This window comes from Acetobacter fabarum (assembly GCF_029069195.1).
GTDB lineage: Bacteria > Pseudomonadota > Alphaproteobacteria > Acetobacterales > Acetobacteraceae > Acetobacter > Acetobacter fabarum_A.
The window spans coordinates 159071-181897 of record NZ_JARDYK010000005.1 but is presented as its reverse complement, the minus strand read 5'-3'; the positions used below and the strand labels follow the sequence as shown (position 1 = coordinate 181897).

Annotated in this window: 21 protein-coding genes and 1 tRNA gene; 9 read left to right on the top strand and 13 right to left on the bottom strand. The window is 59.9% G+C overall.

Annotation, left to right across the window (positions count from 1 at the left end; genetic code table 11):
* Positions 1-248: 248 nt before the first annotated feature.
* Positions 249-1769 (bottom strand): efflux transporter outer membrane subunit, encoded by a 1521-nt coding sequence (locus tag PY793_RS08810; RefSeq protein ID WP_275177717.1) that lies wholly within the window; start codon positions 1767-1769, stop codon positions 249-251.
* Positions 1770-1906: 137 nt separating this feature from the next.
* Between PY793_RS08810 and PY793_RS08805 the strand changes: the two genes are divergently transcribed.
* The gene (locus tag PY793_RS08805) at positions 1907-2554 is read left to right on the top strand and encodes a TetR/AcrR family transcriptional regulator (protein ID WP_275177716.1); all 648 of its coding nucleotides are present in this window, start codon (positions 1907-1909) and stop codon (positions 2552-2554) included.
* 68 nt (positions 2555-2622) lie between these two features.
* On the opposite strand, the gene PY793_RS08800 is transcribed toward PY793_RS08805, so the two are convergent.
* From PY793_RS08800 to PY793_RS08775, 6 genes are all read right to left on the bottom strand, one after another.
* Positions 2623-3549, bottom strand: a complete 927-nt coding sequence (locus PY793_RS08800; RefSeq protein WP_275177715.1) for an FAD-binding protein — start codon at positions 3547-3549, stop codon at positions 2623-2625.
* Between the two features lie 2 nt (positions 3550-3551).
* The gene (locus tag PY793_RS08795; RefSeq protein ID WP_275177714.1) at positions 3552-4301 is read right to left on the bottom strand and encodes an electron transfer flavoprotein subunit beta/FixA family protein; all 750 of its coding nucleotides are present in this window, start codon (positions 4299-4301) and stop codon (positions 3552-3554) included.
* Positions 4302-4364: 63 nt separating this feature from the next.
* Positions 4365-6002, bottom strand: a complete 1638-nt coding sequence (locus PY793_RS08790; protein WP_275177713.1) for an electron transfer flavoprotein-ubiquinone oxidoreductase — start codon at positions 6000-6002, stop codon at positions 4365-4367.
* A gap of 114 nt (positions 6003-6116) precedes the next feature.
* On the bottom strand, positions 6117-6794 hold the full coding sequence (locus tag PY793_RS08785) for a 2OG-Fe(II) oxygenase (RefSeq protein WP_275177712.1): 678 nt from the start codon (positions 6792-6794) through the stop codon (positions 6117-6119).
* Positions 6795-6953: 159 nt separating this feature from the next.
* Positions 6954-8345 (bottom strand): oxygen-independent coproporphyrinogen III oxidase, encoded by a 1392-nt coding sequence (hemN, locus tag PY793_RS08780; protein ID WP_275177711.1) that lies wholly within the window; start codon positions 8343-8345, stop codon positions 6954-6956.
* 9 nt (positions 8346-8354) lie between these two features.
* On the bottom strand, positions 8355-9158 hold the full coding sequence (locus PY793_RS08775; protein ID WP_275177710.1) for an OmpW/AlkL family protein: 804 nt from the start codon (positions 9156-9158) through the stop codon (positions 8355-8357).
* A 302-nt stretch (positions 9159-9460) separates the two neighbouring features.
* Between PY793_RS08775 and PY793_RS08770 the strand changes: the two genes are divergently transcribed.
* Positions 9461-10243, top strand: a complete 783-nt coding sequence (locus PY793_RS08770; RefSeq protein ID WP_275177709.1) for a Crp/Fnr family transcriptional regulator — start codon at positions 9461-9463, stop codon at positions 10241-10243.
* A gap of 103 nt (positions 10244-10346) precedes the next feature.
* Here the strand turns inward: PY793_RS08770 and PY793_RS08765 are convergent, their stop codons facing one another.
* Both PY793_RS08765 and PY793_RS08760 read right to left on the bottom strand, forming a co-directional pair.
* Positions 10347-11921, bottom strand: coding sequence for a Do family serine endopeptidase (locus tag PY793_RS08765; protein WP_275177727.1), 1575 nt, complete (start codon positions 11919-11921; stop codon positions 10347-10349).
* A 181-nt stretch (positions 11922-12102) separates the two neighbouring features.
* Positions 12103-12558, bottom strand: coding sequence for a nucleoside deaminase (locus PY793_RS08760; RefSeq protein WP_408744693.1), 456 nt, complete (start codon positions 12556-12558; stop codon positions 12103-12105).
* Positions 12559-12808: 250 nt separating this feature from the next.
* Here PY793_RS08760 and PY793_RS08755 point away from each other — a divergent pair, with 250 nt between their 5' ends.
* The 7 genes from PY793_RS08755 to PY793_RS08725 all read left to right on the top strand — a co-directional run bounded on the left by PY793_RS08755 (position 12809) and on the right by PY793_RS08725 (position 16706).
* Positions 12809-12964: a hypothetical protein gene (locus tag PY793_RS08755; protein ID WP_275177707.1), complete on the top strand. Its 156-nt coding sequence runs from the start codon at positions 12809-12811 to the stop codon at positions 12962-12964.
* A gap of 127 nt (positions 12965-13091) precedes the next feature.
* Positions 13092-13823: a gamma-glutamyl-gamma-aminobutyrate hydrolase family protein gene (locus tag PY793_RS08750; protein ID WP_275177706.1), complete on the top strand. Its 732-nt coding sequence runs from the start codon at positions 13092-13094 to the stop codon at positions 13821-13823.
* Positions 13820-14596 (top strand): pseudouridine synthase, encoded by a 777-nt coding sequence (locus tag PY793_RS08745; RefSeq protein ID WP_275177705.1) that lies wholly within the window; start codon positions 13820-13822, stop codon positions 14594-14596. The genes PY793_RS08750 and PY793_RS08745 overlap by 4 nt, the downstream gene beginning before the upstream one ends.
* Positions 14596-15195, top strand: coding sequence for a 16S rRNA (guanine(966)-N(2))-methyltransferase RsmD (gene rsmD / locus PY793_RS08740; RefSeq protein WP_275177704.1), 600 nt, complete (start codon positions 14596-14598; stop codon positions 15193-15195). The genes PY793_RS08745 and rsmD overlap by 1 nt, the downstream gene beginning before the upstream one ends.
* Positions 15196-15288: 93 nt before the next feature.
* Positions 15289-15861 carry a single-stranded DNA-binding protein gene (gene ssb, locus PY793_RS08735; RefSeq protein WP_275177703.1) on the top strand — a complete coding sequence of 191 codons (573 nt, stop codon included), beginning with the start codon at positions 15289-15291 and terminating at the stop codon, positions 15859-15861.
* A gap of 287 nt (positions 15862-16148) precedes the next feature.
* Complete coding sequence (gene dksA / locus PY793_RS08730) at positions 16149-16562, top strand: RNA polymerase-binding protein DksA (RefSeq protein WP_275177702.1); 414 nt, start codon at positions 16149-16151, stop codon at positions 16560-16562.
* Between the two features lie 69 nt (positions 16563-16631).
* Positions 16632-16706 (top strand) — tRNA-Thr (locus PY793_RS08725).
* Between the two features lie 248 nt (positions 16707-16954).
* Here PY793_RS08725 and tyrS read toward each other — a convergent pair.
* From tyrS to PY793_RS08705, 4 genes are all read right to left on the bottom strand, one after another.
* Positions 16955-18217, bottom strand: coding sequence for a tyrosine--tRNA ligase (gene tyrS / locus PY793_RS08720; protein ID WP_275177701.1), 1263 nt, complete (start codon positions 18215-18217; stop codon positions 16955-16957).
* Positions 18218-18339: 122 nt separating this feature from the next.
* The gene (gene tldD / locus PY793_RS08715; RefSeq protein ID WP_275177700.1) at positions 18340-19797 is read right to left on the bottom strand and encodes a metalloprotease TldD; all 1458 of its coding nucleotides are present in this window, start codon (positions 19795-19797) and stop codon (positions 18340-18342) included.
* 97 nt (positions 19798-19894) lie between these two features.
* Positions 19895-20578: a histidine phosphatase family protein gene (locus tag PY793_RS08710; RefSeq protein WP_275177699.1), complete on the bottom strand. Its 684-nt coding sequence runs from the start codon at positions 20576-20578 to the stop codon at positions 19895-19897.
* Between the two features lie 27 nt (positions 20579-20605).
* Positions 20606-22777, bottom strand: coding sequence for a GMP reductase (locus tag PY793_RS08705; RefSeq protein ID WP_275177698.1), 2172 nt, complete (start codon positions 22775-22777; stop codon positions 20606-20608).
* Between the last annotated feature and the right edge of the window lie 50 nt (positions 22778-22827).

The window sequence follows — 22827 nt, the reverse complement described above, 5'->3', positions numbered from 1 at the left end:
TCTTGTCAAAGACCAAAAGAGCCAAAAACCTTAGCAGAAAATCTTAAACCCGCCAAGATCACTTCGTCTCGGTGAAGCAGCTTCTATACCCCCAAACACCTACACGTCAACTCCAGAAAACAAAAAAATGAAACAAAATCATAACCTAAACAAAAAACCCCAGAAAACCGCCATTCCTAAAAATAATTGCCCTCAATCCAAAATGAAATATGGCCCTAAGATTGAGAATATCCTGAACGTCCAGACTGTTAGGCCGGTTTAGGCCTGGAGACAGGGAAGGTTGTCTCCCACCCCCCGCCCAGCGCGTTATACAGGCGCACCAGATCACCTGCGATGGTCGCTGTGCTATCCGCCAGACTGGTCTGGGAAGACAACAGCCTGCGCTGTGCGTCGAGCACCTGCAGGTAATTCTGCAACCCATGCTTATACTGGCTTTGCGCCAGCTCCATGGAGCGCTTGTCTGCTGCTACCTGACTGCTCAGGCGCTGGTTCTTCTTCTGCTCTGCCTGATATGCGGTCAGCGCATTATCCACCTCGCTCCAGGCGTTGAGCACTGTTTTGCGATACCGCAGGGCTGCGGCCTTCTGCGAGGCTTTTTTCATCTGTAGCTGGCCGGTCAGGCGTCCGCCCTGAAAAATGGGAATCGTGATGGACGGCCCCACATTCCACATGCGTGAACTCCACATCCCCATATCGCGGAACGAGAAAGACTGCAGTCCAAAGCCTGCATCAATTGTGACTTTAGGGTAAAAATCCGCCATGGCCTGCCCTACCTCGGCCGTGGCCGCATGCAGCTCGGCCTCTGCCTCGCGGATGTCAGGGCGACGGTGCGCCAGTTCCGATGGCAGGCCAATGGGCACGGCTGGGGGCACCAGTGGGATGCCCGCTGTTTGCACCAGCTCGGTGTTCAGCCCCCCCGGAGGCACGCCCATAAGCAGGTTGATGGCGTTGATCTGCATGGCAATACGCTGCTCAAACTGCGGGATCAGGGCACTGGTATGCTCGAGTTCAGACTGCGCGCTATCCACGTCCAGTTCACTCACCAGACCACTCTTGTAGCGCGACTGGCTCAGTTGCAGCAGTTTGGCTGCGGCATCGCGATTGGCAATGGTAATACGCAACTGCTCCTGCAGGCTGCGCAGCGTCATGTAATCAGACGCCAGTTCGGACTGACGGGCGATCAGAATCCCGCGGCGTTCTTCCATGGTGGCGTTTGTGTAGGACTTGGCGGCTTCATACTGCCTGCGCACACGCCCCCACAAATCCACTTCCCAACTGGCCTGCATACCATCCTGCCAATTATTCAACAGGGGGATGGTCGCGTCACTGGCGGCAGAGGAATCGGGGATCAACCCCGGCGAATGCTCACCAATCCGTTCTACAATACTCTGCAACTGTCTGCTGCTATGCTGCACACGGCTGTATGACCCGCTAGCGGCCAGGTCGGGAAAACGCTCAGCCCCCGCCAGCAGCAACTGCCCACGGCTCACAGCCAGTTGCTCGGATGCACGCAACACATCCAGGTTCTGCGCCGCCAGACGCTGCTCAAGTGAAGTCAGTTCCGGGTCATGGAAAACAGCCCACCACTGCACGTCTGGCGCCTGATCCGTTGGCACACTGAGCGCACTGCTCCGGTCCTGCGTTGCCGCCTGCTGCCACTGTGCGGGAGACCACGTCTGGGGCTTTTTATAGTCTGGCCCTACGGCACAACCTGCCAGAATAAAACCGGCTGCCAGTGCGCCTGCCCGCCGTGCATTCCTTCTTGCCACCCGCTTACCCTCGTCGAAATTATGCGCCTGCTTTAATATGCGTTATAACCGCCACGCTGACCGACCAGTTCGGTCAGGTCATACCCTATCGTCTTTCGCTACTGCGTCAATCACAAGTCTCCAAAGCCCGAAGATCCATGGTTCTATCATCTCCCCTCCCCGCGCCTTCCTGCTCCCCCTGCACGGGAGAGTCCGAGACCAAACGACAACAGATTCTAACCGGAGCCAGTGCGGTTTTTGCCGAGCATGGCTACGAGGGTGCAAGCATGTCCGCCATTGCACGGCAGGCTGCTGTATCCAAGGGAACGCTGTATAACTACTTTACCAACAAGGCCGACCTGTTTGCCGCCTTTGTGGAGCAATGCTGCCGCGAAAAACTGCCCGTCGCCCTTGCGCCCGTGCAGGAGAATTCGCCCGCACGCGAAACACTGACCGCCGTAGCCCGCGCCATGGTGTGCCTGATTACCCAGCCAGACAGCCTGATGCTTTACCGGATTATTGTCTCCGAAGCGCCGCGCTTCCCCCATCTTGGGGCTGTGTTCTGGGAAAACGGCCCCCGAGTCGCCATTGCCACACTTGCCAAGTGGATACGGGAACAGGAAGCACTGGGCACCTTGCAGACAGAAGACCCTGTTTTTGCCGCCGAGCAGTTTTTTGCACTTTGCCAGACACGCATCGCCCATCTGCGCCGCTTTAACCTGAACCCCGAAAACAGTGCAGAAGAGGAAGAAAAGGTGATCCAGGCCGCAGTCAGGGTGTTCATGGCGGCTTACGGCACGGAATAACCCCATAAAAAAGCCCGTACACCACAAGGGCATACGGGCCTTTCAAACACATTACTGTGGGGACATGCTTACTTTTTAAGCTCTTCCACCAACTGCGGCACAACCTCGAACAGGTCGCCCACAATGCCGTAATCCGCCACCTGGAAAATGGGAGCTTCGGGGTCCTTGTTCACAGCCACGATCACGCGGCTATCCTTCATGCCTGCCAGATGCTGGATTGCGCCGGAAATACCAAACGCCATGTACAGTTCCGGCGCCACGATCTTGCCAGTCTGGCCGACCTGCAATTCATTGGGCACAAACCCGGAATCAACCGCGGCGCGGGAGGCGCCAACAGCAGCACCCAGTGCGTCGGCCAGCGGGTCCAGAGCGTGGAATTTTTCCTCGCTGCCCATGCCACGACCGCCAGACACCACAACACGTGCCGATTCCAGATCAGGACGTGCGGAATCAGAAAGCTGAACAGCCTCAAACCAGGACACGTCAGGGCTATCCACCGCAGCCACGGTCTCAATCTGGGCGCTGCCACCTTCGGCCGGAGCGGCGTCAAACGATGCGCTGCGCACGGTCAGCACTTTTTTGGCATCGGCAGAACGCACGGTGGCCAGTGCATTGCCAGCATAAATCGGGCGCACAAAGGTTTGCGCATCCACAATGCTCACCACATCGGGAATGGGCTGCACGTCCAGCAGGGCGGCGGCTCGGGGCAGCACGTTCTTACCCGTCGCACCCGCGGCAGCCACAATATGATCATAGCTGCCAGCAAGAGAGACAAGCAGGGCAGCCAGAGGCTCGGCCAGTTCATGCGCATAGCGTGCATCCGCCGCATGCAGCACCTTGGACACGCCTGCAATCTGGCTTGCAGCCTGCGCCAGAGCGGCATTACCGGCTACCAGCACATGCACATCACCCAGATGGGTCGCGGCAGTTACAGCAGAAAGGGCTGCCTTCCTGATCTGGCCGCCTTCATGATCCAGAAGAACAAGAGCGGTCATGTTCAGATCACCTTTGCTTCGTTACGCAGTTTTTCCACCAGCTCCGTTGCGGAGCCAACCTTGATCCCCGCCTTGCGTTCTGCGGGTTCAGCAACGGAAACAACCGTCAGGCGCGGGGCCATGTCCACACCAAGATCGGCGGCGGGAATGGTTTCCAGCGGCTTTTTCTTGGCTTTCATGATATTGGGCAAGGAGGCGTAGCGCGGCTCGTTCAGGCGCAGGTCGGCCGTGATAATGGCTGGCAGGGCAAGGGAAACCTGCTCCGTTCCGCCATCAATTTCACGGCTGACATGCACGCGGCCATCAACCACATCAACCTTGCTGGCAAAGGTGCCCTGACCCCAGCCCAGCAGACCAGCCAGCATCTGGCCCGTTGCGTTCATGTCATCATCAATGGCCTGTTTGCCCAGCACGACCAGCGAGGGGCCTTCTTTTTCGACCAGTGTCCTGAGCACCTTGGCAACAGCCAGAGGCTCGGGGCCTTCATCGGTCAGCACCAGAATGGCCCGGTCAGCGCCCATGGCCATAGCGGTACGCAGGGTATCCTGCGCCTGCTGCACACCAATGGACACAACAACGACTTCCGAAGCAGCGCCTTTTTCCCGCAGGCGCACGGCTTCTTCCACCGCAATTTCGTCAAACGGATTCATGGACATCTTGACGCCAGCGGTTTCTACTCCGCTGCCATCCGCCTTGACGCGCGGTTTGATGTTGTAATCAACAACCCGCTTTACAGGTACAAGTATCTTCATGACTTCTTTCGCTTGCAGACGCAGGATGGTTCGGACGGTTCTTTATCGTACTTTGACCAAAATTCACATACCAGCCGGATAATTCGGCCCACCACCCCCTTCGGGCGTGGTCCAGTCTATATTCTGGGTGGGGTCCTTAATGTCACACGTTTTGCAATGTACGCAGTTCTGGGCATTGATTTGCAGATGTGGCGCAGACTGCTCATCCGCCACTTCGTACACACCTGCCGGGCAATAACGCGCTTCAGGTGCGTGGAACACATCCCAGTTGACCGTTTTCCACAAGGACGGATTTTTAAGCCGCAGATGCACCGGCTGATCTTCCTCGTGATTGGTGGCGGACAGGAAGACGGAAGACAGGCGATCAAACGTCAGCTTGCCATCGGGTTTGGGATAAAACGGCTTTGCGCACAGATCGGCTGCGCGCAGTGTTTCGTTATCCTGATGTCTGAAGTGCAGCGTCCATGGTGCGCGCCCCCGCAGCACCATGGCGTCCAGCCCCGCGTACACAGCCCCACCCATAGCGCCAAAACGCGCAAAGGCGGGGCGGATGTTGCGTGCGGTGCGCAACTCCTGCCACAGCCATGACTGCCGGACCTTCTGCGTAAAGGAACCCGGTTCCACGCGGTTGGTCTTCATGGCGTCCACCACGGCTTCCGCCGCCAGCATGCCCGACTTCATGGACGTATGCGTGCCTTTGATCTTGGGCACATTCAAAAACCCTGCCGAATCCCCGATCAACGCCCCACCGGGGAAGGTCAGACGCGGAATGGACTGCAAACCACCCTCGGACAGAGCGCGCGCACCGTAGGAAATACGCCGCCCCCCTTCCAGATGCTGGCGGAAAGCAGGGTGCAGCTTGACGCGCTGCATTTCCTCAAACGGGGAGAGCCATGTGTTGGCGTAGTCCAGCCCGATGACAAAGCCATAGGACACAAGGTTTTCGCCAAAATGGTACAGCCACGCGCCACCATAGGTGCCATTATCCAGCGGCCAGCCAAAGCTGTGCTGTACCAGACCGGGGCGATGGTTTTCGGCCGGGATTTCCCATACTTCCTTAATGCCAAGGCCGTAGGTCTGCGGGTCCACATCCCTGCGCAGGTCGTAATGGGCCATGACCTGCTTGGTCAGGGAGCCACGGCAGCCTTCTGCAAACAGGGTGTAGCGCCCACGCAGTTCCATGCCGGGCTGGTAGTTGGGGCCGGGCTTGCCATCACGCCCCACACCCATATCCCCCGTGGCTACACCCACCACACGGTTGTGTTCGATCATCACTTCGGCCCCCGCAAAACCGGGGTAGATTTCCACCCCCAGTTCCTCGGCCTGCACGGCCAGCCAGCGGCAGACCTCGCCCAGACTGACAATATAGTTCCCGTGATTGGCCATGTGCGGCATGACCTTGTCGAGCATGGGAACACGAATACTCCCCGTTTCGGTCAGGTAGAACATGTCTTCCGCCGTGACAGGTGTCTCCAGCGGGGCACCGCGTTCGCGCCAGTCAGGCAGCAGCTCGGCCAGAGCGCGTGGCTCGATTACGGCGCCAGATACAATATGCGCCCCGATCTCGCTCCCTTTTTCAATCAGGCAGACACTGGTTTGCGGAGAAAGCTGGCGCAGGCGAATGGCGGCAGCCAGTCCGGCGGGGCCACCGCCAACAATGACAACATCGAACTCCATCGACTCACGCACAGGTTCACTCATTCCCGTTTTATCCCCGTTGAAATTTCTGTAGCGTTCCTAAACCCGATTTGTCACAGAATTGCAAAAAGCGGGCACCCCGGCCCGTTTTGCGCCTTTTCCGCCAAACAGGAAAGGTCAGGACCGGGCCACGCGCGGTCCAAAGGCCAGTTCGTGCACGGCACGCCAGTTTTTATCGACAAAATTGACAATCAAAGTCCGCCGCGTGCCCCTGATCGGGCGCGGCACAAACCCATGCCATGTCCTGTCCGACGGAATGAACAGCACCCCAGAATTGAACACGCCAGATGCGCGTGCAACAGATTCGCCCTGCGGCGTCATCAGGTCCGTGCCCCATTGCTGCGCATCTTCCCCCGTGGAAAGGGAGATAAGCAGGGTCAGCTTTTTAGCCCCGATGTCGGTATGGGGTTCAAGCCAGAATCCATCCGTATCCAGACACAGTTCCAGCCTGAGGGCAGCCTCATCCAGCGGGCTGCCACATACGTTTTCAAACGTCTGGCGCATGGAACCACTGTCCAGCAGCCGGGCCATACGGTCCAGCCGGGCATCCCTTGCGCGTACGGCCGGGTCCACAAAAACTCGGAAGGCGTTGCGCGTTTCCCGCCGCCCGCCGACATCGCCCGCAACGGCGCTTTCCCCCGGGTTCCAGTCCACAAGGGCTTCGCATGCAGGGGGTTCCAGAACGTTTTCAAGCATCCAGTGCGAAAACGGGTATGTGGCCGCGGGTGTGTGGCTCAACCTGTCCGGCAGGGTAAAAGACCCGGTCTGACCAGGCAAAGGAGCATCAGGACGCATGTTGTCCGATCCTTCCGATAAAACAGAGATATGCTGGAGAACCAGAGATGCCGCGCTTTTTGCAGCATTGCCTCTGCGGTTCAGAAGCAGTTCCTCCATGCGCCAAAACAACCCGATGATCAAGTTGCATGGCAGAAATGCCAATTTGAACGACCTGCCTTACAAGGCACCAGAAAAGCGGGGAGCTGGCGCTTTGCCTGTATTTGTAGCGGCCAGTTCTTTCTGTCGCGTGTCAAAAACAGCCGCGACATTACGCAAGAACGGACGCCCTTTTTCCGTCACCTCGATGCGGCTGTCAGAGCGGGTGACCAGTCCATCACGCTCGAACAGATGCAGGTTGGCCAGTTCCTCCACAAACCCGCCCATTCCCGGATTATCGGGAATATGGTTAGAACGCAGGTCTACCGCCAGATCGCACATAATACGCTCGATAATGGCCCCACGGCAGCGATCCTCCGCTGTGCAGGCCACCCCGCGCATGACCGGCAGTTCCGTCGAATCGGCCAGAGCGCGGGCATAGGTTGCAACAGCAGGAATATTCTGGGCGAACCCCACAGGGGTCATGGAAATGGCTGAAGCCCCCATACCCAGCAGCACCGGGCAGGAATCCGTGGTGTAGCCCTGAAAATTGCGATGCAGGGTGCCAGCACTGGCGGCTTTGGCCAGAGCATCATCGGGCAGGGCGTAATGGTCCAGCCCGATGGCCTGATAGCCCGCCGCCTGCAACACCGCATCAATCTGCGCACGCTGGGCCAGCCGCTCCAGAGAGGACGGCAACGCGCTTTCGGGAATAAGCTTCTGGCGCTTCTGCTTCCACGGAATGTGGGCATAGCCAAACACGGCCAGCCGGTCGGGCCGGAGCAGGGCAATCTGGCGCGCCGTCTCGCCCACGCTCTCCACCGTCTGGTAGGGCAGGCCATAAATCAGGTCGATGTTAACGCCCGCGACCCCCGCTGCGCGCACCTGCTCGATACAGCTCTGGGTCTGCGCGAAGGACTGGTGGCGACCGCAGGCTTCCTGCACTTTTTCGTCCAGGTCCTGCACACCAAGGCTGATGCGGTTGAACCCCAGATCACCCAGAAGTGCGGGATAGCCTGCGGGCACATGCCGGGGATCCATTTCCATCGCCAGTTCGGCATCATCGGAAAAGCGGAAAAACATACGCACGGCACGCATAAGCTGCCGAAGCGAGGCCGGTGGCAATGTGGTAGGCGTACCACCGCCAAACTGAAGATGATGCACAACGCGGTGCTCACCCGTAAGGGCTACAACCCGGCGCATTTCCTCGCGCAGCAGGTCGCCATAGGCCGCGCGCCCGTCCTCATGCCGCATGACCGAGGTATTGCACCCACAGAACCGGCAGAGTTCATCACAGAATGGAACATGAAAATAAAGGGAAACAGGCAGGTCTGCTGGCAGCGTACGCAGCCAGCGTTCCACATCCTGAGCCCCGACCGCGTCCGAAAAGCTGGCAGCGGTCGGGTAACTGGTATAGCGCGGCAGATTCCCGCCGTAGCGGGAAATCAGGTCGGAGACGGGGCCCGCGCTCATCAGCCGAGATCAGAAGCGGTATGCAATACCGGCGGACACCACGGTGGGGTCCAGGGATTCGTGGGCCGTAATGTGAGACCCTGCCCGACCAGCAAGACCGTCGATGGGCGCACCTTTTTCCCAGGCATGCATACGAACAAAAATCTGTTTGACGTCAGCATTGAAGAACCAGTTGCCAACCAGCTGATAATCGAAACCAACGTTAACAGCGGGCCCACCAGTAAAGCCGGAGTTCAGCTGCGTGCCGTGCAGAGCGCCATGCATGCTATGGAACCACATGGCAGTCGCACCAACACCTACATAGGGGTTGAAACGTTTGTTGGGGCGGAAATGCCAGGCGAACGTGACCGTCGGGGGCAGAACCCAGGCGGAACCAACGTCCAGCGTGCCGCCAACAGCCGCACCGTGCGCCGCCACTTCATGACGGGTGCTGGTGGCAATCAGGTCAACAGACAGGTTGTCGGTGATGAAGTATTCAACCGTCAGTTCCGGCATGGCCTGATTGGTCGTGGACGTATGCACACCGTTCAAGGTCTGACCGTTCAGCTTGACGTTGCTATCACGGTCCTGCGGCAGAACACCAACGCCGGACAGACGAACCATGAAGTCACCACGGCTCAGGCCGATTTTAGTGCTGGCGCAGGTCTGGAAAATACCGCAGTGGCCAGAGGGCTTGCGCGCGTCCGGAATACGGTTCACGACCGGGGCATTGACGTAAGCGGCATTGGGGGCTGCTGTCTGCGCCTGAGCAGCACCCGTCAGGGCCGCCACACCAGCCACTGTGGCTGTCAGAAAGGAACGGAACTTGACCATTGTGTTTTGTCTCTTCCACTGCACTGTAATTCTGTAGCCGGAAAGACCACGCCCACGCCAATGCAACCTTGATTTAAATCAAGTCTGGCGCATACTGCTCAAAGATGAGTCTAACCTGTGTCTTTTTAACCACAGACCCCGGTTTCGACTTTTTTGCAGTTCTGGCCTGCAATTAAAATAATCCCTTGGCATGATTGATTTATGTCAACAAAAGTTCAATGCTACAGGGCGACCTTTTACGGCCCGAACCGTTATTACAAACCGTAACCGTTTGATATTAAACGGTTTTCTGGATTTATCGCATGACATCTTCTCCCCAGACATCTGCCTTCGTGCCCGCTGGCGGGGCCGTTCACGCACCCAAAGCGGATATGGATGTCATGCGTTGCCTTGTGTGTGACATCCGGAACAAGAGTCTGTGCAACAGTATGGATGAGGAAGGACTTGCCGCACTGGCCCATTCCTCCCGCCAGTTATTACTGCCGCCGGGCACGACAATTGTTGAGGAGGGAGAACCCGCACTGGCGTTTTTCAGTGTTACGCACGGCACGGTCAAACTGTTCAAATCCCTCCCCGATGGACGCAGGCAGATTACGGGCTTTGCCGATGCAGGGCAGTTTTTAGGCCTGAGTACGGCGCAAACCTACTCCTTTGGGGCAGAAACGGTAGATAACGTGCGGCTATGCCGCTTCCTGCGCCCCCAGCTTGAAACATTGCTGAGCGATTACCCGACATTCGAACGCCGCCTGTTAGCCGCGGTCACCGACAAACTGGCAGAAGCTCAGGAGCAGATGCTGCTTCTGGGCCGCAAAACCGCACGAGAGAAGGTTGCCTCCTTCCTGCTCGACCGGATGAAAGCCTTCCACCAGACCACAAACCGGCGGCAGGAGACGGGAAACATGGCCTCTGTTCCCATGACACGGGTGGATATTGCCGATTATCTGGGCCTGACCATTGAAACCGTCAGCCGGACCATCAGCGCCTTCCGCCGCAGCCTGCTGATTGCCAGTGCGGAAAACCACCGCATCCATATTTTATCGGTTGCGACTCTGCTCAACATTGCCTCCGGGCAGAAAACGGACTGAACGGCCCGCCCGACCACGCAGCGCACGCCAGACGGATTCAGTAAAAAAGGCCGACTCCATAGGAGCCGACCTTTTTTAACTGAAAACTCAGGATGTTTTTTCCTCAGTTATCGTCATCATCTCCATTGCCGACTCCGTTATCCGCTGGCAGGCCTGCGGTGCTCCCATCGGGCGAAATGGCAATGAACAGGGACTGTCCATCCCGCAAAACACGCAGTAGCAGCGGTTTTTTGGCCGCCATGGCCGTTTTGATCAGGCCCACCGCCGCCTTGGGCGCATCCACCTGCTGGCCACCCACAGACTGAATGACATCCCCCGGACGAATACCCGCCTGATCCGCCGGGGACCCGGCCTCCACATCACTCACCACAACGCCATGCACATCCTGCGGCAGGCCGAGCTGCTGGCGCATATCACGGTTAAGCGGGGCAAGGGCTATGCCCAGATGCTGCCCGCCTGCGGCACTTGCGGTTTTGCCCGCATCCCCCGCAGCACTGGCAAGATTACCAATTTTTGCAGTAACCGTCTGCGCCTTGCCTGCGCGCACAAAGCCGATTGTTACCTGCGTACCCGGAGCTACCGCCGCCACACGCACAGCCAGATCATGCGGGGTGGCAATCTTCTGGCCATTAAAGTCGGTAATCGCATCCTCGGCCCTGAGGCCCGCTTTTTCGGCCGGACTGTCCTGACTTACGCTGGCCACCAGCGCACCTGCGGGCGGCGCACCCGCAACGGCAGAGGCGGGCAGGTTAAGCGCACTGGCCATAACGGGGGAAATAACCTGTGCGTTCACGCCAAGGTAGCCACGCACCACATGGCCGGTCTTGCGCAGCTGGTCCACAACGCTACGCACCGTATCGGATGGAATGGCAAAGCCAATGCCAATCGACCCCCCACCGGAGGGAGAAAGAATGGCGGTGTTGACCCCCACCACCTTGCCATCCTGCGTAAAGAGCGGACCACCGGAGTTGCCCCGGTTAATGGGCGCATCCACCTGAATGAAGTTATCGTACGGGCCTTCGTTGATGTCACGCCCACGGGCGGAAACAATACCCGCCGTAACCGTGCCCCCCAGACCGTAAGGGTTGCCAACGGCGATCACCCATTCCCCCGGCTGTACGTCATCGGATTCGCCGAGTTCAATAAAGGGCAGCTTCTGTGTGGTTGTAACCTTGAGCAACGCAAGATCGGTCTTGCCATCGCGGCCGACCACCTTGGCGGGCAGGGTTGTGCCGTCATCCAGTGTGACGGTGACCTTGGTCGCCCCTTTGACCACATGGTTGTTTGTCACCACATACCCGTCAGCCGAGATGACAAAGCCCGACCCGCGCGCCTCAATCAGCTGCTTGGAGGGCTGGGGCATCATCTGGAACGGAAAGGGGAACGGAAAAGGCCCCCCGCCCATACCCATGCCACCGCCTTCACCTTCCACCGCGTCGGAGCGGATCATGGAGGTAATGGACACCACCGCCGGCTTGACCTGTTTGACCAGCTCCACAAAATCGGGAATCCGCTGGGTGGGGCCGCTGGGCTTGATCATGCTGGACGTATCCGCCCAGGATACACCACCAGCCCACGGCCCGGAGACGGAAACCAGCATGCAGCCAGCCAGCAGAGCCTTGGTCCAGTTGCGGCGACCGCCACGCGTGCAAACGTTTGTCACAGATTTTTCCGACATCACGATCTTGACTGTTCCTTGTTTTACCCAAGCAGGACGCGTTTCGGGTGACCACGGCCTGCTCTGGCGGCCACCTGCACCAGACGGCTGCCAAAACCTTACGTCACCTTACGCCCTGTAAGCTAACATGGTTTCCTTTCCGAAAAAAAAAAAGCCTTCAGTCCGCCCGGCGTGCAGGGTTTTATGCAGGGGGCAAACGCTCCTCGCCGCGCAGGGTCCTAAAAAAGCTTTTCAGCAGTTCCCCGGCCTCGCGCTCACGCACACCGCCCACGATGTCCGGGCGGTGCAGGGCCTCGGCCCGGTAGGGCAGGCGAGGGCCATGTTCCACCGCCCCACCCTTGGGGTCATACGCTCCAAAAACCAGCCGCCCCACGCGAAAATGCGCCATGGCCGCCGCACACATCGGGCACGGCTCCAAAGAGACAACCAGAGTGCAGTCCGCCAGCCTGCGCCCCTGCCGCTGGTGCACGGCTGTACGCATGACCAGCATTTCCGCATGGGCGGAGGGGTCTTGCAGTTCTTCCACCCTGTTGCCTGCCAGCGCCAGTACCATACCCTGGGCATCCAGCAGCACAGCGCCCACCGGCACCTCCCCCCGCGTGGCGGCCATACGGGCCTGTTGCAAAGCCAGCTCCATACCCGACTCCCTGCCGGAGGGGAGGATAGGCCTAGCACACGCCCCTGCAGCGTCTTTCATGGCCGGGTTATCCCGATGTCCGAGCTGGTCTGAGGCGGCACCTTCATATTCTTCTTGCAAACCTTGCCATAACTTTGTCATGCTGCCTTAAAGTCGCCATTATCCCTGCTCAACGCAACTATGGCTCTGCGTGTGGTACGGATTATGGTCTGGCTGTCTTTCAAACTCTTGGCTGGAAAAGGTTGGAACCATGCATTCTCTGTCTTTCATTCTGGCCGCGGCCGCAATGGGGTTTGGCCTTGCCCTTGCAGACAGGCTCCCCGGCGAATCCGCAACCCCTGCCACCAGACCGATTGTAAGCAGTCACATGATGCCATACAGCATCCCGGTGTTTCTGACCCGCTAAAAGCGGCCACAAAGCATCTGTCCCGGCACGGAGCAGACGGGAAAAGATGCAAAATTTACGCACCTGTGGCACCTGACACGAAGCAGTTCCAGTTTTCCGATGGCTTTTCGTGCAGGACCACAGGCTTATGGCAGCAGAGCGCCCCGTTATTGGCATTACCCTTGATCTGGAAGACGGCGGCGCGGAGCGTTACTCCCGCTTTGCGTGGTGTGCCCTGCGTGAGAATTATCTGAGCGCCGTAGCTACCGCAGGTGGCCTGCCTGTGGCCCTGCCCCTGTTCCCGCAGCTGGGGCTGGAATATGTGGCCAAGCTGGATGGGTTGCTCATAACCGGTGGCGCGTTTGATATTGACCCCCTGCTTTATGGCGCACCCGAACGCCACCCCAGCGTAACCCTGCGCCCCCGCCGCACACGGGCCGAAAACGCCCTGCTGGCCGCCGCATTGCAGCGCAACATCCCTGTACTTGGCATATGCGGAGGCATGCAGTTGATTGCCGTAAGCCTTGGCGCAACGCTGATCCAGCATATTCCCGATACATACCCGACCGCCCTGCCACATGAGCAGCCCACCCCGCGGGATGAGGCAAGCCACGGCGTGGACATCCAGCCCGATACCCTTCTGGCCCGCATAACCGGCGGGGCCAAACGCATTGCCGTTAATTCCGCCCACCATCAGGCTGTTGGCACCCCCGGACGCGGCCGGGTGAATGCCATTGCCGAAGATGGCGTGGTAGAAGGCATAGAAGACCCGGACCACCGTTTCTGCCTTGGGGTGCAATGGCACCCGGAATTTGGCATAGACCCGGCAGACAGAACACTTTTCAAGGCCTTCGTACAGGCAGCAGGAGAACAGGCGTGACACAGGAAGCGCGGGGAGAACGCATTGCAAAATGGCTGGCACGTTCAGGGGTGGCCAGCCGGCGCGATGCAGAGCGCATGATTGAGGAAGGGCGTGTGCGGCTGAACAGTCAGGCGGTTACGCACCCGGCAACCTTTGTCACCGATGGCGATATTGTTCTGGTGGACAACCAGCCGGTTGCAGCCCCCGAGCGCACAAGGCTCTGGCGCTACCACAAGCCAGACGGGCTGGTAACAACCCACAAGGACCCTGAAGGACGGCCAACCGTTTTTTCCTCCCTGCCCGAGGGCATGCCCCGCGTGATCAGCGTCGGGCGGCTTGACCTGAACAGCGAAGGGCTTTTGCTGCTGACCAATGATGGCGAACTGGCCCGCAGGCTGGAACTGCCCTCCAACGGCTGGCTGCGCCGCTACCGTGTGCGCGTGTTTGGTGTGGTGGACGAGGCACGGCTGGCCTCCCTCGCCCATGGCTGCACGTTCGAGGGCGTGCGTTACGGCCCCATCATTGCAAGCCTCGACTCGCGCAAGGGGGATAACGCGTGGCTCACCGTTTCGCTCAAGGAAGGCAAGAACCGCGAGATCCGCAAGGTCATGACCGGGCTTAACCTGCATGTCAGCCGCCTGATCCGCACCAGCTACGGGCCATTCCCCCTTGGTACGCTGCAAAAAGGCGAACTGGAGGAAATTCCCCCCCGTGTCCTGCGCGACCAGTTGCCCAAAGCGCCGGAAAAAACCACCCACCAGCCCACACCAGCCCGCCATAAGGCCCGCTGATGGTGCGTATTATTGCCGGGGCGCGCAAAGGCCGGGTGCTGGCAGCACCTCCCGGCGGCGCCACACGCCCCACCGCGGACCGTGTGCGTCAGGCCTTGTTTGACGTGCTTGCCCATGCCCCATGGGGTGGACCAGCCCTGCTGGAGGGCGCGCATGTGCTGGACGCCTTTGCGGGCACGGGCGCTCTCGGGCTGGAAGCCCTGTCACGCGGGGGGGAAAGGGCTGTTTTTTTTGAAAACGATCGTCAGGCTCTGGCCGCCCTGCGCGCCAACATTCATGCCTGCGGGTGGGAAGAGCGCTGCACGGTATACCCGCGTGATGTCACCGTTCCACCCGCGGCACGCACAACACCTGCAACCCTGCTGTTTCTGGACCCTCCTTACCACAAACACCTGCCCGGCACTGCACTGGCAGCCCTGAAAGCCAGAGGCTGGATTGCACACGATGCCGTTGCCGTAATTGAAACCGGGCGTGACGAACCCCTGCCTTTTGTGGATGAAACCGAGGGAGCCCCCCCCTGCCCGCACGAACTGCTGGCAGAACGCCAGCATGGTGGCGCGCGCCTGTCCATCTGGCGGCTGGCATGGAGCGGGGTGTAAAGCACCCGCACAATAGGTAGACCATGCCCCCCGTGCTGCGCTACACAGACCAGAACAAAACGAACTCACAGGTTACAGAAGGCGAAGAGAAACATGGCTGGAAGCGTTAACAAAGTCATTCTGGTCGGCAATCTGGGTAAAGACCCGGAAGTCCGCTCCAGCCAGAGCGGGCAGAAAATCGTATCCTTCTCCCTCGCCACCAGCGACACATGGAACGACCGCGCCTCGGGCGAAAAGCGTGAGCGGACCGAATGGCACCGTGTTGTCATTTTCAACGACCGGCTGGCCGACGTAGCCGAACGCTTCCTGCGCAAAGGCCGCAAGGTTTACCTTGAAGGGGCGTTGCAGACCCGCAAATGGACCGATCAGGGCGGGCAGGAACGCTACACGACCGAAGTGATTGTAGACCGCTTCCGTGGCGAGCTGGTTCTGCTGGACAGCCGTAATGGCAACGAAGGCGAAGGTGGCGGCGGCTTTGGCGGCGGCAATAGTGGCAGCAGCTACGGTGGCTACAACACTGGTGGGGGCTCGGATTACGGCAACACCGGTAACGGTAACGGCGGTGCCTCCTCCCGCCTGCCTGCCCCGCAGCGCGGCGGTGGCGCAGCTTCTGGGGGATGGGATGCCTCGGGCGGCGGTGATCTGGATGATGAAATCCCGTTCTGAGCCCACGCCACAGTCTCTGCGAGGGGTCGTGCTTGCACGGCCCCTTTTTTTATGCGTGAAGGGAGCACGGGATCGCACATCGGATTTTATTAAAATCTTAATAATCGGATATTTTCCATTTATTACTTTTTCCGAATATCAGTTTTTCTTTTCTCTTATTGACCGCCTCTCCTGCTTTTCTTACGGCATCTGTGCATAAAATTCTTGGCGCACGGGCATGATGCCGCTATAAGCCGCGTCATTCTTTCAAGGCAGGTTTCCTGTCATTGCAAAGGCTGACGACTGACATGATTACCTTACCGCCAGATTATCGCCCGGCAGAAGAAGAAGAGTTCATGAACCCTCTTCAGACGGAATACTTCCGGCAGAAACTACTCAAATGGCGCGCTGACCTTTTGAAGGAAGCGGGGGATACCCTGGCCAGCCTTTCTGAAGGTGGCATTCATGAAGCCGATATTACCGACCGCGCAAGCGTGGAAACGGACCGCGCACTTGAACTGCGCACCCGTGACCGCGCCCGCAAGCTGATTGGCAAGATCAACCTTGCTCTCCAGCGGGTTGAAAACGGCAGCTACGGCTACTGCGAAGATACAGGTGAGCCTATCGGCCTGAAGCGTCTGGAAGCCCGCCCGATCGCCACCCTGTCCATCGAGGCGCAGGAACAGCACGAGCGTATGGAAAAAACGCATAGGGACGATTAATTTTCGTCTTTTTTTGTTCTCCCCACCCTTGCGGTGGTGCGCCCAAAAGGCTAGAACCCCGCAAGCAGTGCTGCTGTAGCTCAGTGGTAGAGCACTCCCTTGGTAAGGGAGAGGTCGACAGTTCAATCCTGTCCAGCAGCACCAGCAAATCCCCCTGTCATACGGTATAGCCTTTGGCCTCTGATTTTTTTTCAGAGTCCCATGTGGTCTGAAAAAAAAGAAGCGTGCCTGCCCTTAAGGGTTTTCAGGCACCCCCTTACAAAAAAGGCCCCGCATTGTGGCGGAGCCTTTTGCAAACACATCCGAAACAGGCCAAAACCTAAATCCGGTCTGCGGCATGAGCGCATGCAGGACGTTGCGTAACGCCGCCTTTCCTGCTGATGGCCCGGTCTTCAGGACCCGACCTTCACCAGCACATGATGTTTTTTGCCAGCAGAGAGCCTGATGGCGCCATCTACGCTATCCTGCTCTCCAATCAGGCGATTTTCATCCGCTATCACGGCATTGTTGAGGCGCGCACCTCCACCCCGTACCAAACGCCGGGCCTCGCCATTGGTTTTGGCAAGCCCTGCCTCCACCAGCAGACGGAAAACAGGGATACCTTCCGCAAGGTCAGGCTGGGTCACTTCATGCACCGGCAGGTCGGCTGCTGTCAGCGCACCTTCCTCAAAGGTCTGACGGGCGGCCTCGGCTGCGGCCAGAGCGGCCTCGCGCCCGTGACACAGGGCCGTCGCTTCGGTCGCCAGCACCTTTTTGGCTTCGTTAATCTGCGCACCCTGCAAGCTCTCAAGCCGTGCACATTCTTCGAGCGGCAGGTCCGTGAACAGGCGCAAAAAGCGCCCGACATCGGCATCTTCGGTGTTGCGCCAGAACTGCCAGTAATCAAACACCGGCAGACGTTTTTCGGACAGCCACACAGCCCCGCTGGCCGTTTTGCCCATTTTGGCCCCGGAAGACGTGGTCAGCAACGGTGTGGTCAGCCCCATGACGGATTTCTGGTCCGTCCTGCGCACCAGTTCCACGCCCGAGATAATGTTGCCCCACTGGTCGGACCCGCCAAGTTGCAGCACAAGCCCGTATTTGCGGCTGAGTTCACGGAAGTCGTAGGACTGGAGAATCGAGTAGTTGAATTCCAGAAAAGTCAGCCCCTGCTCACGTTCCAGACGATTCTTGACGGAGTCGAAGGCCAGCATGCGGTTGATGGAAAAATGCACCCCCACGTCGCGCAGCAGGTCAATATAGGCCAGCTTGTCCAGCCAGTCGGCATTGTTGACCAGCAGGGCGTCCGAGGGGCTCTTACCAAAAGCCAGAAACTGGCGCAGGCACCCTTCTATTCCGGCAAGGTTGGTCTGGATAATATCATCCGTCATCAGCCGCCGCGCTTCCTCCCTGAAGGAAGGGTCACCAATACGGGCGGTGCCGCCGCCAACAAGGGCGACCGGGCGATGACCATGCTTTTGCAAAAGCCGCAACATCATAATCTGGATCAGCCCGCCCACATGCAGACTGTCTGCCGTGGGGTCAAAGCCGATATAAGCCGAGATGGACTCCCGTTCCATAAGTGCGTCCAGCGCCTGCGCATCCGTGCACTGGAAAATGAAACCGCGTGCCGCGGCCTCGCGCATGAAAGAACTCCGAAATCCGCTCTCGACCATTTTCCTGTCCCTATCCTTCGGCCCGCATCAGGCAGGCCGAACCCAAGGCACACGCTCTAGCATGAGAGGGCGTACAACAGGAACAGCCCACCACAGGACCATAACCAACTTGATGCGTACCCTTACGCCGTGCCGCCCACGGTCAACCCGGTCATTTTAAGGGTGGGCTGCCCCACGCCCACAGGCACGCCCTGCCCGGCCTTGCCGCAGGTACCAATACCGGGGTCCAGCTCCAGGTTGCCCCCGATCATGGAGACCTGGGTCATGGCCTCTGCTCCGCTGCCAATCAGCGTTGCGCCCTTGACCGGGGCCGTAATGCGCCCGTTTTCGATCAGATACGCTTCGGATGCGGCAAACACGAACTTGCCCGAGGTAATATCCACCTGCCCGCCGCCAAAATGCACGGCATACAGCCCCCGCTTGACCGAGCGGATCATCTCCTCCGTGGTGGCGTTGCCTTCGAGCATAATGGTGTTGGTCATGCGCGGCAGGGGCATATGCGCGTAGGACTGGCGGCGGCCATTGCCCGTAGGGGCAACCCCCATCAGCCGTGCGTTCAGCCGGTCCTGCAAATAGCCTTTGAGAATACCATCCTCAATCAGCACCGTGCGGCCTGTGGGCGTGCCTTCATCATCTATGGTCAGGCTGCCACGGCGGTCAGGCATGGAGCCATCATCTATGACCGTCACACCGGGTGAGGCCACGCGCGTGCCAATACGCCCGGCAAAAACGGATGTTCCCTTGCGGTTGAAGTCCCCCTCCAGCCCATGGCCTACGGCTTCGTGCAGCAGAATACCGGGCCAGCCGGCACCCAGCACCACTTCCATTTCCCCTGCCGGGGCAGCCTGTGCCTCCAGCGCGACCAGCGCCTGGCGCAGAGCTTCGTCTACAGCGCCCTGCCATGTTTCCCCGTTCAGCAGACGGTTGATCTTATAACGGCCGCCAAGGCCGTGGCTCCCGCTCTCGCGTTTGCCATCATGTTCCACCACAACCGACACATTCAGCCGCACCAGTGGCCGCAGGTCGGCCACACGCGTCCCATCCGCACGGATGATCTGCACCGCCTGCCACTCGCCCGAAAGCGAGGCCATGACCTGCACCACCCGCCGGTCCTTGCCCCGAGCATAGGCGTCGATGCTAGAAAGCAGGCCGGATCGGGCCGCAAAATCCGTATCCCCCAGCGGGTTGGCATCCGTATAAAGCCGCTGGTTGGTGGGGCGTGGAGGGGGCGCCACAACCCCCGAGCGGCCCGCGCGCACCGCACCCACAGCACCGGCTGCCCGCAGCAGGGAGGAACGGCTCATCTCATCCGAATGGGCAAAGCCTGTCTCTTCCCCCAGAACCGCGCGCAGGCCAAAGCCCGTACTGGTGTTGAAGGAGGCCGAGCGGATAACCCCGTCATCCAGCGCTATGGATTCACTCTCACGGTACTCAAGGAACAGTTCGCCATCGTCCATGCCGTCCAGCGCCGTACGGGTCAGCTTTTCGGCGTCATCGCGGTTAAGCCGGGCCTGCTTCTGGGCAAAAAACAGCTGGTCTGTGGCGGCCAGCGCCCAGGCGTGTGAGGGAGAGAAAGACATGGACCAAAGCCCTCCGTCTGGGAAATATCCATCTGGGAATAACGGCTGCCCGCACGGCCAGCCGCCTGTTTTGCCTGAATGCCAGAAACTGCGGGGTTCAGATACCCGGCAACTCGTTTACCGTAACCACCCGCCAGCCTGCATCCAGCCGTTCCAGAATGGTGAGGGAGAGGTTCTGGACCGAAAAATGCAGTGCTGTTTCGGCATGTATGCGCAGCGCATGCGCCAGAGCCGCGCGAATAACCCCGCCATGGGCCACGGCCACAATATTACGCCCTGCATGCGTTCTGGCCAGCCGGTCCAGCAGGCGGCCAACACGGCTGCATACCTCAATCACACTTTCCCCCTCCGGGGGGCAGTCTGTGGCGGCAACAGGCCAGAACGGGTGGGGGGGCAGAGTCAGGTGCGCAGGCAGGGCATGGTATTCCAGCCCTTGCCAGGCACCCAGATTCTGCTCGATCAGGTCCGGCTCCACGGTAAGCGGGCGGGGGCCGTATCCTGCCTCCTCAATCGCCTGTGCGGTCCGCCGCGTGCGCGAGAGCGGGCTTATAAACCACTGCGCATCCTGCGGCAGACGCCGGGCCAGCGCGCGGTACATGGGTTTCTGGGCAATCAGGCTCTCGGGGCAGAGCGGTACGTCCATGCTGCCATACATGCGCATACGGGCGTTTTCTTCCACCAGAGCATGGCGGATCAGCCAGAAGCGGGTAATACCGGTTGGAAGTTCAGGCCCATCCAGAAAATGGTCCTGAGAAGAAGCTGAAGCTTTTTCGGCACTCATGTGTTTGCTCATGCCTCTGTTGTGGAATCAGCTTTGTCCGAGCGCAAGAGCAGAAATGCCCTGCCTGACCGGAGCAAGGACCTGCCGGGGCATACACGCGCCACCGGGCAGGCTGGCATGGGCCACATGCGGGCGGCACGCTGGCTGTGCATGGGCAAGGTCTGACCAGTAACGCAGGATCAGGCCCAGCTTGGCCAGCATCCACGCTACGGGATGGTCTGCCGTGGACGCGCCCTTCGTCACCGGGGGTGCGGCCGCATATTCCCCCCCCGTGCCAGAAATATGCCGTGCAGAGGCCGAAACACGGAGCGCGCCCATACCTGCCGCAACACCCTGCGCCGTAATCAGGGCAACCGGCTGCCCCACATGGCAGGGCAGAGCCGCAAGAGCACGCTCCTCCCTCCGCAGGTCCACAGGCAGGTGGGGGGTCAGATCAGCCAGCAGCCAGCCGTACACCAGTCTGGTCTGTGCGAAATCCAGCGCGCAGCCATTCTGGTACACAGTAAAGGCAAAAATGCCTGACAAACTGTCCCATGCCTCTGCCTCCGGCTGGGTGGGCAACGCCACCGAAGGCAGAAGGCGCACAAACGGGCAGGCACGCAGGGCCGCCGCGGCCCCTTGCATGAACTGCTGCAACCGCTCTGCTTTCTGTGTATCCGGCACGGCGGCAAATGCCTCCATCTCGGCCCGCGCGCCACTCCAGCGCACAAACAGGCCCGTGTTCAGGCCTGCGGGCAGGATGCGACAGGCAGACTGGTCCGGCCATTCGGCCTGCGAGGCATATGCCGCCAGACCGGCAGGCAGGCAACCGGCGCCACGCAGGCGGGCCAGCCAGCTATCGGGCAGAAATAGCGCTCCACTAAAAGGTGGGCCGGTAAAAAACTTGGACCCCGTCACCATAACCGCCCAGCCCCACGCCACATACTGCCGCACCAGCTCTGGCCGCAGGCGGGCCTGACAGGCATCCACCAGCACATCCACCTGTCCGGGATATAGCGCACACAAGGCGCGCACTCTGGCGGCAGGCAACACAAGCTGCCCTGTTTTGGAGACATGCAGCATGTAAAGCAGCACGCGCCGCCCCGCACCAACCGCGCGGGCCATATGCTGCTGGCAGGCGGCAAACAGGTCGTCATCTGGCACGCGCTCCGCATTGCCGCCACGTAAGTCCAGGGCAACATGTTCCGCGTCCCGCATAAACCCGTCTATGGGCATACCTTTCTGCACTACCTGCCCCCGCGCGGTACGGTAGGCAAAATGGCGGCCGCAGGTGGCCAGCGGCACCCCGCTCCCGCTTTCTTCCGCGCCGGGCAGAATGGTTGTCAGCGGTGTATTCAGCAGCCCCATGACCGCCGTGGCGGCCAGAGCGCAGTCGGTCCCGGATGGGGCGAGTACAACCCGCCGTGCCCCATCCATGTGGTAAAACCCCGCCAGAAAGGCCTTGGTTTCTTCCACAACGGCCTCGGCCCCCTGCCCATCCACTGCAAGGCAGATCAGCCGGGTAGCCGCCTGATGCATGGCCCGTGCCGCAGACAGTGTGGGAGTGGACGCGGTGGAGGAAGAAAAATCCAGCTCCCCATATCGGGGGATGAGCTGGCACCCATACTGGTTAAGACCAGTTTGCCCATCGGGGTCCAGCCGTTCGTCCCCTCCGGCCATACCCAGCCATTCCACAGGTTGCAAAAGCGGCCAGGTGGCGCAGGCCCACGCATGCAGGGCGGTCCCATCCACCCCACGCGGGCGTAAGGCGGGGTCTACAAAAAAAGCCAGATCCGTCATGCACCGGGCCAGCCGGGCGGCATCGGGCATGGTGGCACCTGCCAGAACATTCCCCCATGAACACGGCGTGGGTACTGGCCTGCCGGGAGGGCAGAATGGCCCCGTCTGCCAGGCACAGGCCGTAACCCTTGCCGCAGCCAGCAGCATGCGCGCCATGCGCTGTCCATCCATGTCTGCCGCTGCGCCTGCTCCCACAGGCGCAGCCGGGCAACAGACACGCACAAGGGCGGATATTTCCAGCGCAAACCGGGCGTAAAACCACGCCAGAGCGGGCTCAACCCGTTCGGCGGCACAGGCAATGGCACCATCGGACTGAACACGGACAGGCCGCTCAAAACCGGGTTGTTGCAGAACAGAGCAGGGTGCCAGCATATGCCGCAGAAAGGGGGAGGTCTGCATAGACTGCCAAACACTGGTCAAATTACTTGCATCCATTCACACGGCAAAGGCAACAGCGCCAGCCGGGTCCG

Excerpts from the sequence above, each read along its gene's own strand:
- tyrS (WP_275177701.1), bottom strand. The coding sequence starts at position 18,217 with ATGGTCGAGAGCGGATTTCGGAGTTCTTTCATGCGCGAGGCCGCGGCA.
- PY793_RS08795 (WP_275177714.1), bottom strand. The coding sequence starts at position 4,301 with ATGAAGATACTTGTACCTGTAAAGCGGGTTGTTGATTACAACATCAAA.
- PY793_RS08775 (WP_275177710.1), bottom strand. The coding sequence starts at position 9,158 with ATGGTCAAGTTCCGTTCCTTTCTGACAGCCACAGTGGCTGGTGTGGCG.
- PY793_RS08755 (WP_275177707.1), top strand. The coding sequence starts at position 12,809 with ATGCATTCTCTGTCTTTCATTCTGGCCGCGGCCGCAATGGGGTTTGGC.
- PY793_RS08760 (WP_408744693.1), bottom strand. The coding sequence starts at position 12,558 with ATGGAGCTGGCTTTGCAACAGGCCCGTATGGCCGCCACGCGGGGGGAG.
- rsmD (WP_275177704.1), top strand. The coding sequence starts at position 14,596 with ATGGTGCGTATTATTGCCGGGGCGCGCAAAGGCCGGGTGCTGGCAGCA.
- dksA (WP_275177702.1), top strand. The coding sequence starts at position 16,149 with ATGATTACCTTACCGCCAGATTATCGCCCGGCAGAAGAAGAAGAGTTC.
- PY793_RS08750 (WP_275177706.1), top strand. The coding sequence starts at position 13,092 with ATGGCAGCAGAGCGCCCCGTTATTGGCATTACCCTTGATCTGGAAGAC.
- PY793_RS08805 (WP_275177716.1), top strand. The coding sequence starts at position 1,907 with ATGGTTCTATCATCTCCCCTCCCCGCGCCTTCCTGCTCCCCCTGCACG.
- hemN (WP_275177711.1), bottom strand. The coding sequence starts at position 8,345 with ATGAGCGCGGGCCCCGTCTCCGACCTGATTTCCCGCTACGGCGGGAAT.
- PY793_RS08800 (WP_275177715.1), bottom strand. The coding sequence starts at position 3,549 with ATGACCGCTCTTGTTCTTCTGGATCATGAAGGCGGCCAGATCAGGAAG.
- PY793_RS08785 (WP_275177712.1), bottom strand. The coding sequence starts at position 6,794 with ATGCGTCCTGATGCTCCTTTGCCTGGTCAGACCGGGTCTTTTACCCTG.
- PY793_RS08770 (WP_275177709.1), top strand. The coding sequence starts at position 9,461 with ATGACATCTTCTCCCCAGACATCTGCCTTCGTGCCCGCTGGCGGGGCC.
- tldD (WP_275177700.1), bottom strand. The coding sequence starts at position 19,797 with ATGTCTTTCTCTCCCTCACACGCCTGGGCGCTGGCCGCCACAGACCAG.
- PY793_RS08790 (WP_275177713.1), bottom strand. The coding sequence starts at position 6,002 with ATGAGTGAACCTGTGCGTGAGTCGATGGAGTTCGATGTTGTCATTGTT.
- PY793_RS08765 (WP_275177727.1), bottom strand. The coding sequence starts at position 11,921 with ATGTCGGAAAAATCTGTGACAAACGTTTGCACGCGTGGCGGTCGCCGC.
- PY793_RS08710 (WP_275177699.1), bottom strand. The coding sequence starts at position 20,578 with ATGAGTGCCGAAAAAGCTTCAGCTTCTTCTCAGGACCATTTTCTGGAT.
- ssb (WP_275177703.1), top strand. The coding sequence starts at position 15,289 with ATGGCTGGAAGCGTTAACAAAGTCATTCTGGTCGGCAATCTGGGTAAA.